At 60.7% G+C, this 17,075-nt stretch carries 17 protein-coding genes and 1 riboswitch; of the genes, 7 read left to right on the forward strand and 10 right to left on the reverse strand.

From position 1 onward, the window contains the following. Positions 1-21 precede the first annotated feature (21 nt). The 5 genes from nagA to GA0061101_RS04410 form a co-directional block, all read right to left on the reverse strand. Positions 22-1,179 (reverse strand): N-acetylglucosamine-6-phosphate deacetylase, encoded by a 1,158-nt coding sequence (nagA, locus tag GA0061101_RS04390; protein ID WP_092573116.1) that lies wholly within the window; start codon positions 1,177-1,179, stop codon positions 22-24. Further along, a complete protein-coding gene (locus GA0061101_RS04395; RefSeq protein WP_037195888.1) occupies positions 1,179-2,210 on the reverse strand; it encodes an SIS domain-containing protein in 1,032 nt (343 codons plus the stop codon). Before GA0061101_RS04395 ends, nagA begins: the two co-directional genes overlap by 1 nt. After that, positions 2,207-2,980 (reverse strand): GntR family transcriptional regulator, encoded by a 774-nt coding sequence (locus tag GA0061101_RS04400; protein WP_047554403.1) that lies wholly within the window; start codon positions 2,978-2,980, stop codon positions 2,207-2,209. The genes GA0061101_RS04395 and GA0061101_RS04400 overlap by 4 nt, the downstream gene beginning before the upstream one ends. A gap of 122 nt (positions 2,981-3,102) precedes the next feature. Further along, positions 3,103-4,125 (reverse strand): aldose epimerase family protein, encoded by a 1,023-nt coding sequence (locus GA0061101_RS04405; RefSeq protein ID WP_167669528.1) that lies wholly within the window; start codon positions 4,123-4,125, stop codon positions 3,103-3,105. Positions 4,126-4,383: 258 nt separating this feature from the next. Then, the gene (locus tag GA0061101_RS04410; RefSeq protein ID WP_092573118.1) at positions 4,384-4,971 is read right to left on the reverse strand and encodes a TetR/AcrR family transcriptional regulator; all 588 of its coding nucleotides are present in this window, start codon (positions 4,969-4,971) and stop codon (positions 4,384-4,386) included. Between the two features lie 140 nt (positions 4,972-5,111). Between GA0061101_RS04410 and GA0061101_RS04415 the strand changes: the two genes are divergently transcribed. After that, the gene (locus tag GA0061101_RS04415; protein WP_092573119.1) at positions 5,112-5,669 is read left to right on the forward strand and encodes a DUF308 domain-containing protein; all 558 of its coding nucleotides are present in this window, start codon (positions 5,112-5,114) and stop codon (positions 5,667-5,669) included. Positions 5,670-5,809: 140 nt separating this feature from the next. Here the strand turns inward: GA0061101_RS04415 and GA0061101_RS04420 are convergent, their stop codons facing one another. The 4 genes from GA0061101_RS04420 to GA0061101_RS04435 form a co-directional block, all read right to left on the reverse strand. Next, positions 5,810-6,997, reverse strand: coding sequence for a vWA domain-containing protein (locus tag GA0061101_RS04420; protein WP_092573120.1), 1,188 nt, complete (start codon positions 6,995-6,997; stop codon positions 5,810-5,812). Between the two features lie 3 nt (positions 6,998-7,000). Next, a complete protein-coding gene (gene metA, locus GA0061101_RS04425) occupies positions 7,001-7,927 on the reverse strand; it encodes a homoserine O-acetyltransferase MetA (protein WP_037195896.1) in 927 nt (308 codons plus the stop codon). A 50-nt stretch (positions 7,928-7,977) separates the two neighbouring features. After that, positions 7,978-8,055, reverse strand: a riboswitch (SAM riboswitch). 78 nt (positions 8,056-8,133) lie between these two features. Then, entirely contained in the window at positions 8,134-8,556 is a 423-nt protein-coding gene (locus tag GA0061101_RS04430) for an NUDIX hydrolase (protein ID WP_092573121.1), read from the reverse strand. Next, the gene (locus GA0061101_RS04435) at positions 8,556-9,398 is read right to left on the reverse strand and encodes an AAA family ATPase (protein ID WP_092573122.1); all 843 of its coding nucleotides are present in this window, start codon (positions 9,396-9,398) and stop codon (positions 8,556-8,558) included. Before GA0061101_RS04435 ends, GA0061101_RS04430 begins: the two co-directional genes overlap by 1 nt. A gap of 165 nt (positions 9,399-9,563) precedes the next feature. On the opposite strand from GA0061101_RS04435, the gene GA0061101_RS04440 reads away from it, so the two are divergent. Next, a complete protein-coding gene (locus GA0061101_RS04440; protein WP_037195903.1) occupies positions 9,564-11,423 on the forward strand; it encodes an ABC transporter ATP-binding protein/permease in 1,860 nt (619 codons plus the stop codon). Between the two features lie 107 nt (positions 11,424-11,530). Here GA0061101_RS04440 and efp read toward each other — a convergent pair whose 3' ends face one another. Beyond that, positions 11,531-12,100, reverse strand: coding sequence for an elongation factor P (efp, locus tag GA0061101_RS04445; RefSeq protein ID WP_037195905.1), 570 nt, complete (start codon positions 12,098-12,100; stop codon positions 11,531-11,533). A gap of 151 nt (positions 12,101-12,251) precedes the next feature. Here efp and epmA point away from each other — a divergent pair, with 151 nt between their 5' ends. The 5 genes from epmA to GA0061101_RS04470 all read left to right on the forward strand — a co-directional run bounded on the left by epmA (position 12,252) and on the right by GA0061101_RS04470 (position 17,074). Beyond that, the gene (gene epmA, locus GA0061101_RS04450; RefSeq protein ID WP_047553932.1) at positions 12,252-13,316 is read left to right on the forward strand and encodes an EF-P lysine aminoacylase EpmA; all 1,065 of its coding nucleotides are present in this window, start codon (positions 12,252-12,254) and stop codon (positions 13,314-13,316) included. Further along, positions 13,313-14,365: a lysine-2,3-aminomutase-like protein gene (locus GA0061101_RS04455; protein WP_092573123.1), complete on the forward strand. Its 1,053-nt coding sequence runs from the start codon at positions 13,313-13,315 to the stop codon at positions 14,363-14,365. The genes epmA and GA0061101_RS04455 overlap by 4 nt, the downstream gene beginning before the upstream one ends. Positions 14,366-14,715: 350 nt before the next feature. Further along, entirely contained in the window at positions 14,716-14,967 is a 252-nt protein-coding gene (locus GA0061101_RS04460) for an acyl carrier protein (protein ID WP_037196168.1), read from the forward strand. After that, on the forward strand, positions 14,967-16,160 hold the full coding sequence (locus tag GA0061101_RS04465; RefSeq protein ID WP_092573250.1) for an acyl-CoA dehydrogenase family protein: 1,194 nt from the start codon (positions 14,967-14,969) through the stop codon (positions 16,158-16,160). Before GA0061101_RS04460 ends, GA0061101_RS04465 begins: the two co-directional genes overlap by 1 nt. Positions 16,161-16,165: 5 nt before the next feature. Next, entirely contained in the window at positions 16,166-17,074 is a 909-nt protein-coding gene (locus tag GA0061101_RS04470; RefSeq protein WP_047637699.1) for an amino acid--[acyl-carrier-protein] ligase, read from the forward strand. Position 17,075 lies beyond the last annotated feature (1 nt).

The following is a 17,075-nucleotide window of genomic DNA, read 5'->3' on the forward strand; positions in this document are numbered from 1 at the left end:
CGTGCCTCCTTCTCGATTGTTTCAAGCCGAAGGCTGGCCCGAAATCCATGTTTGAGTGACTTCGATGTCGTCATCGATATGGACGAGATCGGCGCGAGTTCCAGGCGTCAGGTGTCCGCGATCGCCGAGGCGCAGGAAGCGGGCGGGATAGGAGGTCGCCATACGCAACGCTTCGGCCAGCGGCAATTCAAGGACATTGACGCCATAGCGGATGGTGGAAGCCATATCGACATCGGAGCCGGCGAGCGTGCCGTCGTCCAGCGTCAGCTTCGAGCAATAGCCGCCCTTGGTGCGATAGACCGTGCGGCCGTTCAGCGTGAAGCTCGGAAGATCGGTGCCGACGAGCGACATTGCATCCGTGACGAAGAAAAGCCGGCCCTCGCCGCGCTTGGCGCGCAGCCCGACGCGCAGCGCGATCGGATCGACATGGTGGCCATCGGCGATGATACCGCACCACGGGGCAGGATGGTCGATCGCCGCGCCGACCAGACCCGGCGCGCGATGGCCCATCTGGCTCATGGCGTTGAAAAGATGGGTGACGCCGCGGGCGCCGGCATCGAAACGCGCATTTGCCGCTTCTGCCGTGCAGTCGCTATGGCCGATGCTGACGATGACGCCGCCTTCGGCAAGCGCCTGCACCTGCCGCTCCGTCACCTGTTCGGCCGCCATGGTGACCAGCAGCGTGCCGATCGCCTCACGGGCGCGGATGAAGGTTCTGACATCGCTGTCCTCGACCGGACGCATCAGCTCGGCCAGATGCGCACCCTTGCGGGCCGGCGCCAGATGCGGGCCCTCGAGATGCAGGCCGGCGACGCCGCGATTGGCCTTCACGGCCTCGACTGCCGCTTCGATTGCAGCCGTCGTCGCGGCCGCGACATCGGTGATCAGCGTCGGCAGCAACGAGGTGGTGCCGTAGGGCCGATGTCCCTCGGCGATCATATACATGGATTCGGCCGAGGGCTCGTCATTCAGCATGCGGCCGCCACCGCCGTTCACCTGAGCGTCGATGAAGCCCGGCGACAGGACGCCGCCGTTCAGCTGGACCGTTTCGGCGTTGTCGGGCACGTCGTTGGCACTGGTGATCGCGTGTATGCGGCCGTTGCCGATCACCAGTGCACTGTCGTCGTGAAAGCGGTCGCCGTCGAAAATTCGGGCGCCGGTAAAGACCTTGTAGTCCATCACATGGTCTCCGTGATCTTGAGAAGGTTAGCCGGCTTGTCAGGATCGAAGCCCTTGCGGCGCGTCACGGACTCGATGAGGCGGTAGTAGCAAAGCAGCGATACCAGCGGATCAAGCAGGCCGTTCCCGGTGGTCGGCATGCGCAGGTTGATCCCGGCAAGCGGAGCGGTCGAGAAGGAGACGGCGGTTGCGCCGAGCTTCTGCAGTCGCTCCAGCGCCCGGGCATTGTTGGCGAAGGCCGCGTCATCGGGCGAGAAGGCGACGATGGGGAAGCCTGGCTGCACCAGCCGCATCGGGCCATGCATCAGTTCGGCCAGCGAAAAGGCTTCGGCGTGCAGGCCGGCGGTTTCCTTGGCCTTCAGCGCGGCTTCAAGTGCGATGGCGAAGGCGGGGCCGCGTCCGCCGGTATAGAGCGAGGAGGCGTTGAAGAGCACGTCTTCGGCAGCCTTGCCGTCGATGCCCGAGGTGGCCCTCAGTGCTTCCGGCAGCCTGGCTAGGCCGGCGAAGAGGGCTTGGTCCTGCGAGATCGTTGCGGTGACGCCGGCAAGGGCGGCAACGGAGGCGATGAAGGATTTCGTGGCGGCGACGCTCTGTTCCTTGCCGGCATTGAGGCCGAGCACGATGTCGGCCTCGTTGGCAAGCGGGCTGTCGGTGACGTTGACGACGGCGATCGTGGTAGCGCCGCCCTTCTTGGCGGCGGCCTGCATGGCGATGATATCGGGACTGCCGCCGGATTGCGACACGGTGAAGTGGATGCCGCCCTTCAGGTGGAGCGGAACGCCATAGACGGAGGCGATCGACGGGCCGACCGAGGCGACCGGGATGCCGCAGGATATTTCCAAGAGATATTTGAAGAAGGTCGCGGCATGGTCGGAAGAGCCGCGCGCGGCTGTCGTGACCAGCGATGGGCGCGTGGAGGAGAAGAGCTTCGCGATTTCGGCAAAGGCGGGCTTTTCCTTGTCAAGCAGCGTTGCAACCACGTCCGGCGACTGGCCGGCTTCCGTCAGCATCAGGGATTGGGTCTCGCTCATAGGTCATCTCCAATTCTCAATTCGGCTACAAAATCATAGGCATCGCCGCGATAATGCGAGCGGGTGTATTCGACGACGCGCTGGTCCGCGAGGCGTGACACCCGTTCGATCAAAAGCGCCGGCGCTCCGGCCTTGACGGTCAGGATCGATGCGGATGTGGGGTCCAGCGTCACGGCCGTCAGCCTTTGCTGGGCACGCACGGGCTTGAAGCCCTTGGCAGCGAGCGCATCATAGAGCGAACCCTCGGATACCGCGTCCTCGCCGAGGAATTTGATGGGGACGACGGCGCGTTCGATGGCGAGCGGCTGGCCGTCGGCCAGGCGCAGGCGGTCAAGCCGCAGCACAGGTTCGTCAAGGCCGAGGCCGAGCAGGAAGGATTCCTCCGGCGCCGGCGCGCTGATGGTGCGCGACAGGATGCGGGCTGCCGGCTCGCGGCCGCGTGAGCGCATGTCGGCGGAGAAGGAGGAGAGGCGCCAGAGCGGCTGCTCGATGCGCTCGACATGCTGCGAGACGAAGGTGCCGCTGCCGTGGCGGGATTCGATGACGCCCGAAGCGAGCAGGTCGCGATAGGCCGTTCGCACCGTGACACGGCCGATCTGCAGGGCGCCGGCAAGATCGCGTTCGCCGGGCAGCGCGGTGCCCGATTTCAGCAGTCCCTCCTGAATAAGGCCCGTCAGCGCCTGCGCCAGGCGCTTATAGAGCGGCCCACTCCCGGTCCCCTCGCTGAGGCCGCGGCTGTTCAATTCTGCGATCAAACTGGTTCTATCCATGATGTGCATATAGAACCTATTTAGAACCAATTCACAAGGCGAATCTGCCTGCGGGCCTAAAAAGAATCGGCCGGGCGCTTTGGACGCCCGGCCGAATTTCAAGAGAGCGGGGCATGCCCCGATCAGTTCTTGGTGAAGATGTAATCCGTTTCCTGCCGCAATACCTCGCCCGGGCGGAGCACGGCATTGGGGAAGCCTTCGTGATTGATCGCGTCGGGCCAAACCTGCGTTTCCAGGCAGAAGCCGGCGAACGGTCCGATCTTGCGGCCATCATGGCCGGGAACCGGAACGTCGAGCTTGAAGCCGGTATAGAACTGCACGCCGGGTTCGGTGGTGCGCACCTCCAGCGACACGCCGGAATTGACGCTGCGGGCCAGCACAACGGAACGCTTGGCAGTGCGCTCGGTCGAGAGGCAGAAGTTATGGTCGTACAGCGCCTGCTCCGTTCCGTCGAAGCGCTTCATCGGCGCCATCTCGCGGAAATCGAACACAGTGCCTTCGACGGTGCGCACCTCGCCCGTCGGCACCTGCTTGTCGTCCGTCGGCGTGTAGTGATCGGCGGCGATCATGATGTCGTGGCCGAGGGCATCGTCGCGGCCGTCGAGGTTGAAATAGGCGTGCTGGCAGACATTGGCGAGCGTCGGCTGGTCGGTGGTCGATTCGTAGGTGACCGACAGTTCGCCGTTGCCATGCACTCGATAGGTCGCCTGTATCGTGCAGTTGCCGGGATAGCCGGCGCGCCCGTCGGGATCGACGATCTTGAGGACTACGCGGTCGGTGTCGTGCTCAACGATCGTCCAGTTGCGCTTGGCGATATTGTCCTTGCCGCCGTGCAGGTGCGTGACGCCCTTTTCGTTGAGCTCGAGCTGGTATTGCTTGCCATCCAGCGTGAAGCGGCCACCGCCGATGCGGTTGGCGCAGCGGCCGGGCGTGGCGCCGAAATAGGAGGAGTGGGCCGGATAGTCAGGGAAATTGTCGAAGCCGAGCAGCAAGGCCGGCTCATGGCCATCAAGCCGGAGATCCTGGATGACCGCGCCCCAGGACATGATATGCGCCGTCAGGCCGCCGCCAACGATCTTGACGCGATAGACCGTTTCGCCGCTCGGCGTCGTTCCGAAAACTTCCCGTTGCAAAGTATTTTCCATCATATCAGCTCATCCATACCTATCTAAAATGCGAGGCCAGACCCTGCCCCCATTCGGGCCGTTCCGCAACCGGTTCGATTGTGAAATTTAGAGGCGGGCGGAGGGGGATCAAGGCTCGACCGGGCTTTCTCTCATCGGCTTCGGAACGTTAAACTGCGCTGCAAATGTGCAGTACGCACGACAGGTGTGTGCATTTTGCTTCGGTACTTCGTAACGAGCGCCGCCAGCGCGATCTTCCTGCTTTGGCCCGGCGGTTTGTTAGTGAGGCGGTGCCATCAGCCTGGTGATCTGCGGGCTGACGATTGTGCTGAACAGTCCCGGATCGCTGAAAGCTCGCACGGAGAGCATTGCCCCATGAACCGATGCCATCAGCATTTGGGCTTCCTCTCCCGGTTGTTTGTGAAGCCGGAACAGGCCTTGCTGTGCTCCAGTCTCCAGCACCGACGTAAGCCACCCGGCGAGACTATGGAAATGGGCACGGACGCGTGATGCGACCTCTTCCGGCAGCATCTGCATCTCGCCAGCGAGCATTGCGCAGACGCAGAAGGGCAGCGAGGCATCGCGAATGCATGTTTGCCAGAAATTCAGATAAGCCTGCAGTTGTTCGGCAGGGCTTGGGAACTGCTCACGAAGGGAATTCAAACCTACTTCCACTTGCTGCCTGTAGCGATCGACCAACACCGCGACCAGCTCGGCCTTTGTCGGAAAGTGATGGTGGATACTCGCCTTCCTTATGCCGATCGCAGCCGAGATGTCGGCATAGCTGAAGCCGTTGTAGCCTCCCGCGACGATGAGAGACTGCGCAGTGTCGAGGATTTTTCCGGAAGTCGAAGCTATCGATTTCATGCTGCTGCCTACCTTCTGGTAGGTCGTTTGTCAAGATTGCTTCGATGCTTCCGCTTCTCACAAAGAGGTGTTCGGGTGACGAGTTGACAGAAAAGTTTTGTCTTCCTACTAGTTGGTAGATTTCAACCCGGAGCCTTCCAATGCAAAACCAATCCTCTCGCCAGTCCAGCTGGCTGCGATCCTATTATTTCGCACGTGCCATATTCTCCATCGCCTGGATTGCCGCTGCCATTCTCTTCGGCGGGCAATCCAACCCGATCGCGCTTCTGCTTGTGATCTACCCAGCATGGGATGCCCTTGCCAATCTCGTTGATGCACGGGTCAATGGCGGCCTGAGAGCTAACTCGTCCCAAGCATTGAATGTCGTGGTGAGCACGATAACCGCGCTCGCCGTGATCGTCGCAATCAGCGACAGCACTTATGCCGTTCTGGCCGTATTTGGGGTTTGGGCAATCCTCTCGGGTCTGCTGCAACTCTACACGGCGGTAAGGCGCTGGCGTCACTATGGCGCACAATGGGTGATGATCCTGAGTGGTGCGCAATCGGCCCTCGCCGGTGCCTTCATGATCAGCCGATCTCTCGGCACCGTGGCGCCGACGATTCTGGATATCGCCCCCTATGTCGGGTTTGGCGCGTTCTACTTCCTGCTTTCGGCAATCTGGCTTGTCGTCACGGCTTATCGCAACGCCGAAGCGTAGAGGTTGCCCGATCTGGCGGCGGCAAGGTGAAAATCCATTTTTTGCCGCCGAAAGGGCGGGCAGCACCCGTTCTTCGCAGCAGCTTTAGCGACTTGGTCAATTCTCTTGCCGTGGGCATCAATTTGTCGCGCTGATACCATTCAACGCGACAGCTCCCGCGTCGCCTTCTCCAACCCGCCGAGCGTCAGCGGATACATGCGGTCAGCCATGATGCGGCGGATGAGAGAGATCGAGGTCGTATAGCTCCAGGAGTCTTCCCGAACAGGGTTGATCCAGATGCATTTCCGGAAATGGCCGGTCATTCGGGCGAGCCAGGCCTCGCCGGCCTCCTTGTTCCAATGCTCGACCGAGCCGCCCGGCTGCGTGATCTCGTAAGGGCTCATCGCGGCGTCGCCGACGAAGACGACACGGTAGTCGGGACCGAAGGTGCGGATCAGATCCGTTGTCGCTGTCACATCGACACGCCGGCGACGATTGTCCTTCCACACGCCCTCATAGAGGCAGTTGTGAAAGTAGAAATACTCCATGTGCCGAAACTCGGAGCGGGCGGCGGAAAACAGCTCTTCCACCCCACGAATGTGATCGTCCATCGAGCCGCCGACATCGAAGAACATCAAGAGCTTGACGGCGTTGCGCCGTTCCGGCCGGGTCTGGACGTCGAGATAGCCGTGTTCGGCGGTGGAGCGGATGGTGCCGGAGAGATCCAGCTCGTCGGCCGCCCCCTCGCGCACCCAGCGGCGCAGGCGCTTCAGCGCCACCTTGATGTTGCGGGTGCCGAGCTCGACGCCGTCGTCGAGATTCTGGAAGTCACGGCGATCCCAGACCTTCACCGCCCGGCGATTGCGCGACGTCTCTTGGCCGATGCGCACGCCTTCAGGGTTATAGCCATAGGCGCCGAAGGGCGATGTGCCTGCCGTGCCGATCCATTTCGATCCGCCCTGATGCCGGCCCTGCTGTTCGGCCAAGCGCTGGCGCAGTGTCTCCATCAGTCTGTCGAACCCGCCGAGCGCCTCGATCTGCTTCCGTTCTTCTTCGGTGAGATGCTTTTCCGCCAGCTTGCGCAGCCATTCGTCGGGGATGGCCGTTGCCTCCACCGCGTCAGCATTGGCCCCGATCGCCTCCACGCCACGGAAATAATCGGCGAAAACCTGGTCGAAGCGGTCGATGAAGCGCTCGTCCTTGATCAGCGTCGTACGGGCCAGATAGTAGAAGGCCTCGATATCGTAATCGGCTATCCCTTCTTCCATCCCTTCGAGCAGCGACAGGAATTCCCGGAGCGTGACCGGCACCTTCGCTTCCTTCAGCTTCAGGAAGAAGGGAATGAACAAGGCTCAAGCCCTTTCTTGGCCGATCTCCTCCAGATCATAAGGCGTGGTCTGGTAGATTTCGTTGATCCAGTTGCCGAAGAACAGATGTGCATGGCTGCGCCACCGGTTCTGTGGCGGAATCTCCGGGTCGTTATGGGGGAAGTAGTTATGCGGCATCTTGATCGGCACGCCCGCATTCACATCCCGGAAATATTCGTCCGCCAGCGAGGTGGAATCATACTCCACATGATTGAACATGTAGAGCCGGTTGCAGGCCTGTTCGTGCACGAGACAGACGCCCATTTCGCTTGAATCCATCAGGATCTGCAGGCCAGGCACCTTTTCGATGTCGGCGCGGCGCACTTCCGTCCAGCGCGAGACCGGAATGGCGAAATCGTCGGAGAAGCCGTTCAGGTAGACAGATGACGGTGCAAGGTTCTGGTGGCGATAGACGCCGAAGGCCTTCTCCTTCAGCGTATGCTTCGGCACGCCATGGAAATGATAGGCGGCGGCCATCGCCCCCCAGCAGACATTCATCGTTGAATGGACATTGGTCGCCGTCCAGTCGAAGATCTGCCGCATCTCGTCCCAGTAGGTGACCTCTTCATACTCCAGCAGCTCGATCGGCGCGCCGGTGATGATGAAACCGTCGAATTTGTGATCCTTGACCTCTTCCCAGGTCTGGTAGAAGGAAAACAGGTGTTCCTCGGAGGTGTTCTTGGCCTTGTGGCCGCCGACGCGCACCAGCGAGAACTCCGTCTGCAGCGGCGATGCGCCGATGAGGCGCGCCATCTGTATCTCGGTCTTGATCTTGTTCGGCATGAGGTTGAGAAGCCCGATCTGAAGGGGGCGGATATCCTGACGGATCGCCACCGTTTCGGTCATCACCCGCACGCCCTCGTTCCGGAGGGTCTCAAATGCGGGCAGCGTATCGGGAATCTTGATGGGCATTGTTTTCACTCGACCAAATACAAAAAAACCGGCCGCGATCATGAATCGCTACCGGTCCGCACGCGGCCCTTTAGCGACTTATTTAACGTGGCTGCAAGCCGGCCGGCCAAATCACCACAGAAGGAATTTCATAAACCTGCTGTTCCTGCTGGTCAATGGGCAAGCTTTGCGGCGGCTGACGGCCGCGCTCTGATGTCGGTTCTCACTTACAAATGTTCAAGAAGCGCCGCCATACCATAGCCGAGACGCTTCCGCGCCTTGGCGAGCGATATCCAGAAAAAGCGGAAGCAGATGGGTGCGCTGCCATCGAACGGCGTCATCTCGAAGTGGCGCCAGGTGGCCGGTGTCGTCTCCGGGAGGATGCAGCGGAAAAAATGCCGCTGATGGTGACAGGTGCGACCGCTCTTCTCGAACCGGTAATCGTCGATGCCGAGCGGATGCAGCGCGTTTGCTGTGAGCCCGGTTTCTTCTTCGAACTCTCGTGCTGCCGCTGCCGCTATGTCTTCGCCGGCCTCGACGGTACCGCCGGGGACCTGCAGTTCGACCGCCGGAAAATCCGGCTCGTCGAAAACAAGCAGGTGGCGCTCCCGAACGGCGTAGATCAGGACCTTAACAGCATCCGGCTGCATTATTTTCCCTGCCCACGCGCCATGAAGGCCAGCCGCTCGAAGAGGTGCACGTCCTGCTCGTTCTTCAGCAAAGCACCGTGGAGCTTCGGCAGGGCGTTTTTCGCATCGCCGCGCAGCGTGGCCGGATCGACATCGTCGGCGACGAGCAGACGGATCCAATCGAGCGCTTCGGATGTCGAGGGCTTCTTCTTCAGGGCCGCCACGTCTCGGATCTCGAAGAATTGCGTCAGCGCCGCATGCAGAAGCGTCTGCTTGATGCCGGGATAGTGTACCTCGACGATGCGCTCCAGTGTTTCCATGTCGGGGAAGCGGATATAGTGGAAGAAGCAGCGGCGCAGGAAGGCGTCCGGCAGCTCCTTTTCATTGTTTGATGTGATGATAACGATCGGCCGGATGGCGGCCCGGATCGTTTCGTCGGTCTCGTAGACATGGAATTCCATGCGGTCGAGTTCCTGCAAGAGGTCGTTCGGAAATTCGATATCGGCCTTGTCGATCTCGTCGATCAGCAACACGCATTTCCGCGGCGAGGTGAAGGCCTGCCAGAGCTTTCCCTGTCTGATATAGTTGCTGATATCATGAACGCGTGCGTCGCCGAGCTGGCTGTCGCGCAGGCGCGAGACGGCATCGTATTCGTAAAGGCCCTGCTGCGCCCTGGTGGTCGATTTTACGTTCCACTCGATGAGGTCCAGGCCGAGAGCAGCGGCCACCTGTCGCGCCAGTTCCGTCTTGCCCGTGCCCGGTTCACCCTTTACGAGAAGCGGACGCTCCAGCCGGATGGCTGCATTGACGGCGACCATCAGATCCTTGTCGGCGATATAGTCGGCAGTTCCTTGAAATTGCATCGGAAGGCTTTCTCAATCTTTCCAGTGCAAGCTAGTTGCTGACCTTATTCGGTTCAAGGCGTGAAACCGTGTATATAGGAACGTGATCGCACCAATCTGTTGCAAGGGTGGACATGAGGGCGGGTCTTGATTAACTGACGGGACGTGCGTCGCAGGGAAGTGCTGATGGCAGTTGAAGCGCAAGCCAAGCCGAATATCCAGGGAAACGAGCAGGTCGGTTACGATTTGAGTCTTTTCTTTCGGCTGAGGATGATGTTCTCGGCTTTCTGGAATTCGCCGGTACGCATCAAGATCATTTCGCTGACCGTAGCGCTCTTCCTGATTATCCTGGTCACCGCCTATGTCCAGGTGCTGCTCAACAGCTGGAACGCTCCTTTTTACGATTCGCTGGCAAGGCGCGATACCTCCGCCTTCTTCCACCAGCTTGGCGTCTTCGGCATCATTGCCGGCTCGCTTCTGGTCCTCAACGTCATCCAGGCATGGCTGAACCAGATGACCGCGCTCTATATGCGCGAGGGCCTGGCAAGGGATCTGGTGAACCAATGGCTGCAGGCTAAGCGTGCGCTTCGCCTTGCCTCCTCCGGCCTGATCGGCGTCAATCCAGACCAGCGGCTCCATGAGGATGCCCGCAATCTCGCCGAAAGCACGACGGGTCTGGCGATCGGCCTGGTGCAGGCGACGATCCTGCTGCTGAGCTTCATCGGCGTGCTTTGGGAACTGTCGAGCGGCATGGTCTTCCATTTCAGGGGCGCAAGCTTCTCCGTCCCAGGCTATATGGTCTGGGCGGCGATCCTCTATGCCGGTTCGGCATCGTTCCTCAGCCAGTTCGTCGGCCGCCGGCTGGTGCGGCTGAATGCCGATCGCTATTCGAAGGAAGCCGAGCTGCGCTTCGCGCTCATGCATGCCAACGAACATATGCCGGCGATCACCATTGCCGGCGGCGAAGAGAATGAACGCCGGCGGATCAATGTCGATATTTCCGCCGTGCTCGCCGTCATCCGCCAGCTTGCGATCGCCAATACCAATCTCACCTGGGTTTCCGCCGGCTATGGCTGGCTGGTGCTGATCATCCCCATCCTCGTGGCTGCGCCCGCCTATTTCTCCGGCGGGCTGACCTTCGGCCAGCTCATGGTGGCGGTCGGCGCCTTCAATCAGGTCAATTCGGCCCTGCGCTGGTATGTTGCCAATTTCGGACCGATCGCCGAATGGCGCGCCACGCTGATGCGCGTCACCGATTTCCGCAAGGCACTGACGGAGATGGACGACAAGACGCCGATGCCGCACACCCTCGTCTTCGAGAAGGCCGCGCCCGGCACGATGGTATGGACCGACATGGAGATCTCCACCAGGACCAGCGACGAGGCGACCGAGAACGGCTTCCGGATCGCCGAGGGGACGGTCACGATCAATGCCGGCGAACACATCATGGTCAACGGCGATCACGGCGTGAACCGCCGGCTGTTGTTCGAGGTGCTGGCGCATCAATGGTATAGCGGCTCCGGCACCGTCAGCCTGCCGCCGATGGAAGACGTTCTGTTCATGCCGCACACACCCTATGTGCCGAGCGGCACGCTCAGGGAGGCGATCTGTTTCCCTGAGGATCGGGATGTCTACGACGAGGCCGCGGTCGAGGCCGCGATGGACAAGGTGAGCCTTGGTCGCCTCAAGAGCCGTCTCGACACGCAAGCCCGCTGGGACCGGCTGCTTGATATCGAGGAGCAGAAGGCCGTCGGCTTTGCGCATCTGCTGTTGGCGAAGCCGAAATGGGTAGTCCTCGACGACGCCATGGAAGGGCTGGAGGCGGAAATTCAGGCGCAGTTTTCAGCGCTGCTGGCGGAATTGACCGACGTGACCGTGATCTATATCGGCCGCAACGAAGCCTATCTTCATGCCATGTCCCCTCGCGTCCTGCATCTGCAGGCACTGGTATCGCGCGACGAGGATGATGTGGCCGCAGCCACGCCACCGGCGGCCGTACCCGCAGAGGCAACGGTCAGGGATACGAAGAAGGCCAACGCGCCGTAACTTTGCTTCGGAGACGTGCATGTCCGGCCATGGCGACGCCAGCCGCTGAAACTAAAACGCCCCGTCTTGGCGACGAGGCGTTTCTCATGCAAGCAAGCGGCCGAGGCTCAGTCCTTGGCGCGCTCGACGTAGGAATTGTCTTCCGTGGCGATGACGACGCGGGTGCCGGCGTTGATGTGCGGCGGCACCATGGTACGCACGCCGTTCGACAGGATGGCGGGCTTGTAGGACGAGGATGCCGTCTGGCCCTTGACGACCGGTTCGGTCTCGGTGATCTCAAGCGTGACATGGCGCGGCAGCTGGAGCGCGAGCGGAATGCCTTCGTGGATCGACAGGACGCAGGTCATGCCTTCCTGCAGATACGCTTTCTGGTCGCCCATGGTCTCGACATCGACGACCACCTGATCGTAGTTGGCCGGGTTCATGAAGTGGAAGCCTTCGCCGTCTTCATAGAGGTACTGGAAGTTCACGTCTTCGACGAAGGCGCGCTCGACCTGCTCGGTGGTGCGCCAGCGTTCGGACACCTTAACGCCGTCAACGATGCGGCGCATATCGACCTGGGTAACCGGCGTACCCTTGCCCGGATGAAAGTTCGCGGCGGTGAGAACGACGTAGAGCTTGCCGTCGACGTCGAGAACGTTGCCCTTGCGGACCGAAGAGGCGATGACCTTGACCATAAGACTTCCTTGTAACGCTGTGTTTTGCGTCGTAGAGGGACTGTCTAAATGCTCTCCGAGACGCAGCAATTGTTTGCTTGGGGGCGCAACTACCCTAAATCAATGGAAATTGCCACCCCCAACGCGGCCTGCGCCCTGAAGAAAGCTAGGAATGAAGCCAACAACGAGCAAGGCGTCTCCTTGGTGGACCCGCAATGTCCATGCGGACCGGCGGCCGTTTCTCATTGGCCGTAACGCCATCCAGGCGGCTCTGCGGGGTTTCTTCGCGCGCAACGACTTCATCGAGGTCGATACGGCGACGCTGCAGGTGTCGCCCGGCAACGAGGCGCATCTCCATGCCTTCGAGACCGAGGCGCTGACGACGGACGGCAAGGCATCACCTCTCTATCTTCATACGTCGCCGGAGTTTGCCTGCAAGAAGCTGCTCGCGGCCGGTGAGGAGCGCATCGCCTGTTTTGCCCATGTCTATCGCAATCGTGAGCGGGGCCCGCTGCACCATCCGGAATTCACCATGCTGGAATGGTATCGGGCTGGGGAAAGCTACGAGGCCCTGATGGCCGACTGTTCTGTGCTGCTGGCGCTGGCAGCCGAGACGGTCGGGGCAAAAAAGCTGACCTATCGCGGCGCCGAGACCGATCCTTTCCTCACGCCGGAGCGTATCAGCGTCGCAGCGGCTTTCGAACGTTACGCCGGCATCGATCTTTTTGCCTCCATCGGCATGGACGGATCCACGGACCCGGAGCGCCTGGCGGCGGACATGCGGCGGGTCGGCATACGGGTCGCCAAAGATGACGTGTGGCCCGATCTCTTCAGCCGGGTGCTGGTCGAGAAGGTTGAACCCAATCTCGGCTTCGGCCGTGCGACGATCCTCGATGAATATCCCGTCTCCGAGGCCGCGCTTGCCCGGCCCTCCGCTGGAGACCACCGTGTCGCCGAACGTTTCGAGCTCTATGCCTGTGGAGTCGAGCTTGCCAATGCGTTCGGTGAACTGACCAATGCCGACGAGCAGCGGCGGCGGTTCGAAATCGAGATGGCGGAAAAGCAGCGCGTCTATGGCGAAACCTATCCGCTCGACGAGGATTTTCTGGAGGCGCTTGCCGTCATGCCTGACGCAAGCGGCATCGCGCTCGGCTTCGATCGGCTCGTCATGCTGGCAACCGGGGCCTCGCGGATCGAGCAGGTGCTCTGGGCGCCGGTCGCGGAGTTCGGCGTATGAATTCGATGCGTCCGATCAGGAATATCAGCGAACTCGAGCGTGCCGGATTGATCGATGCCGATCAGGCAATTTCGCTGGAGGCGGTGACGGAGCGATATGCGGTGGCGCTGACACCGACCGTTGCGCGGCTGATCGACCGCACCGATCCAGCCGATCCCATTGCCCGGCAATTCCTGCCCGACATGGCTGAACTTGCCGTAACGCCGGAAGAGCGCGCCGATCCGATCGGCGATCATGCCCATAGCCCCGTCGAAGGCATCGTCCATCGCTATCCGGATCGCGTGCTGCTGAAGGCCGTGCATGTCTGCCCGGTCTATTGCCGCTTCTGCTTTCGCCGCGAGATGGTCGGGCCACAAGGTCTCGGGACGCTCGACGGCGAGGCGCTCGATGCCGCCTTTGCCTATATCCGCGGTCACAGCGAGATCTGGGAGGTCATTCTCACCGGCGGCGACCCGCTGGTTCTTTCGCCGCGCCGGCTCGAAGAGATCTTGCGGCAGTTGGCCGATATCGATCATGTGAAGATCGTCCGCTTCCACACGCGCGTTCCCGTTGTCGATCCCTTGCGGATCGATGCGGCATTGATCGCGGCACTGAAGGCGAGCGGCAAGACCATCTATGTGGCGCTGCATGCCAATCATCCGCGGGAACTGACGAGTGAGGCGCGCGCTGCCTGCGCCCGGTTGGTCGATGCGGGGATCGTGCTGATCAGCCAATCGGTGCTCCTGAAGGGCGTCAACGACGATCCGGATGTGCTGGCAACCCTGATGAAGGCTTTCGTCGAAACGCGGGTGAAGCCCTATTACCTGCACCATCCCGATCTGGCGCCCGGCACCAGCCATTTTCGCCTGACGATCGCCGAAGGCCAGGCGATCGTTTCGGCTCTGCGCGGCCGCATTTCCGGCCTCTGCCAGCCCACCTACATTCTCGATATTCCCGGCGGCCACGGCAAGGCGGATATCGGCAAGAGTTCGGTTCGCGAGGTCAGCGAGGGTTGCTACTCGATTTCGGATTATCGCGGAGGCGAGCACGTCTACCCGCCCGATCCATAGATCCGGGGCTGCCGTTTTACTCTGCCGCTATGCTTGTTATGAGATTTTTTGAATAAAACGTATTGGCGAAGTTGGCACATTAACCTTATTGCCGGTGGCGCCTATTCACAAATCGAATACGCGAAAATATTAGAGCATCTTAATATTTGCCTGTAAACGCTGCCTTGCATGGCTTACAGATGGTAAACTTCATTTAGAAAAATGTTGAATATGCGAATTTTCTAGAAGTATATCCCAATTGTATTTACCACGTCGATTAGCGGAATGTTCTATTTTGCCCGTTACTTCTTGGCTGACGATAAGACTGCGTAACTGCAGTTATGCTTGCCATTGCCAGAAGGGACAAGATTATGAATAAGACGATTCGCGATTTGCTGACCAAATTCGGTGCGCTTCCCGTTGCTGTCGATGGGATTGCCGATGATGCCGATCTCTATGTCACGGGATTGTCCTCATTTGCTTCCGTACAGCTGATGCTCGGCATCGAAGAGGCTTTTGACGTTGAGTTTCCCGACAATCTGCTGAACCGCAAGTCCTTCGCCAGCATTGCCGCCATCGAAAAGACTGTCGGTATGATCCTGGACAGCCGGAAGGTTGCATGATGAGCGTGGCGGTCGCTTTGCTTGAGGTTGGGACGGGAGACGGACCGGCGGTACGTGCCGCGCGCGTCGCCGCGATCGCCAGCCAACACGCCGATGCCGTCGATGCCGAGGGCCGGTTCCCGCGCGAAGCCGTCGACGCGATGCGCGCTGAGAGATTGCTATCCATCCAGATCCCGGCCGCTCTCGGCGGCGAGGGCGCATCGATCACTGAAATCGCCGAGCTTTGCTCGATCCTCGGCCAGGCCTGCGCGGCCAGCGCCATGGTTTTCGCCATGCATCAGATCAAGCTTTCGAGCCTGGTCGAGCATGGCGCCGACAGCAATTGGCACCGTGATTTCATGCGCCGCATTGCGAGCGAGCAGCTGTTGCTGGCCTCGGCGACGACTGAAGGCGGCATTGGCGGCAATCTGCGCAACAGCATCTGCGCCATCAAGGTCGAGGGCGATACCTGCTTCCTGGAAAAGGATGCGACCGTCATTTCCTATGGCGCCCATGCCGATGCGATCCTGATCACATCCCGCAGCCACGCCGAGGCGGCTTCTTCCGACCAGGTGCTGACGGTTTTCCTTAGGGATCAGTATAGGATTGAACGCACGGTCGAGTGGAACACGCTCGGCATGCGCGGCACCTGCTCCGACGGCTTCCTGTTCAAGGGCGAGGCGCCGGCCGTGCAGATCCTGCCGAAGCCGTTTGCCGAGATCGCCGCGCAATCGATGCTGGCGAGCTCGCATCTGCTCTGGAGCGGCGTCTGGTACGGCATTGCGGCCGATGCAGTTGCCCGTGCTCAGGCTTTCGTGCGCGCAGCGGCCCGCAAATCGCCGGGCACGCAGCCGCCGGGTGCATTGCGGCTGGCGGAAGTCTCCAGTCTGCTGCAGATGGTGAAGTCGAATGTCGTTGCCGGTCTTAAGGTTTATGAAGAGGCCAAGGTCGATGCCGATCGGCTGTCTTCGATGGCCTTTGCCGTGGCGATGAACAACGTCAAGATCGCGTCGTCGGAGATGATCCTGCCGATCATCAACCACGCCATGCTGATCTGCGGCATCATGGGCTACAAGAATGGCACGCCCTACAGCCTCGGCCGCCATCTGCGCGATGCGCACTCCGCTCAATTGATGATCTCGAATGATCGCATTCTCGGCAACACGTCGACCATGCTGCTCGTCCACAAACAAGATACAAGCCTGTTGGGGTAATCGTAATGGATATGAAATCCTCGTTTCTCGATCGTCTTTTTGATTCTGGTCTTCTGATCGACACCGGCGTTGACGGTCTCTACGGGCGCAGCGGTCAGTTCGAAGACGTCATTGCCGCCTTCGAGCGGCTGATCGACAAATTCGGCGGCGCCGATGGCGCCGAGGCCATCCGCTTTCCGCCGGGCATGAACCGCGCCTTTTTCGAAAAGAGCGGCTACATGAAGAGCTTCCCGCAGCTCGCCGGCACGGTGCACAGCTTCTGCGGCAGCGAGCTCGACCATATGAGCCTCTTGAAGTGCATGGAAGTCGGGGACGACTGGACGAAAGACCAGCAGGCGACCGATATCGTGCTGACGCCGGCGGCCTGCTATCCGCTTTATCCGACCGTTGCCAAGCGCGGCGCTCTGTCGGAAAGCGGCGCGCTCTTCGATCTGCAGTCCTACTGCTTCCGTCACGAGCCATCCAAGGATCCGGCCCGCCAGCAGCTCTTCCGCATGCGCGAATATGTCTGCATGGGCACCGACAAGCATGTGACGGATTTCCGCCAAAGCTGGATGGATCGCGGCATCGAGATGATGAAGGCCGTCGGCCTCGACGTGACCATCGACGTTGCCAACGATCCCTTCTTCGGCCGCGCCGGCAAGATGCTCGCCAACAACCAGCGCGACCAGAACCTGAAGTTCGAACTGTTGATCCCGATCACCTCGACAGCCAACCCGACGGCCTGCATGAGCTTCAACTATCACCAGGACGCCTTTGGGACGAAATGGGGTTTGAACTTCGCTGACGGTAGCGTTGCGCATACCGCCTGCGTCGGCTTCGGCCTCGAGCGCATTGCGCTGGCGCTCTTCCACCACCACGGTCTCGACGTCAAGGAATGGCCCGAGAGCGTGCGCAAGACGCTGTGGGGCTGAT

The organism is Martinezella lusitana (assembly GCF_900094565.1).
Lineage (GTDB): Bacteria > Pseudomonadota > Alphaproteobacteria > Rhizobiales > Rhizobiaceae > Rhizobium > Rhizobium lusitanum.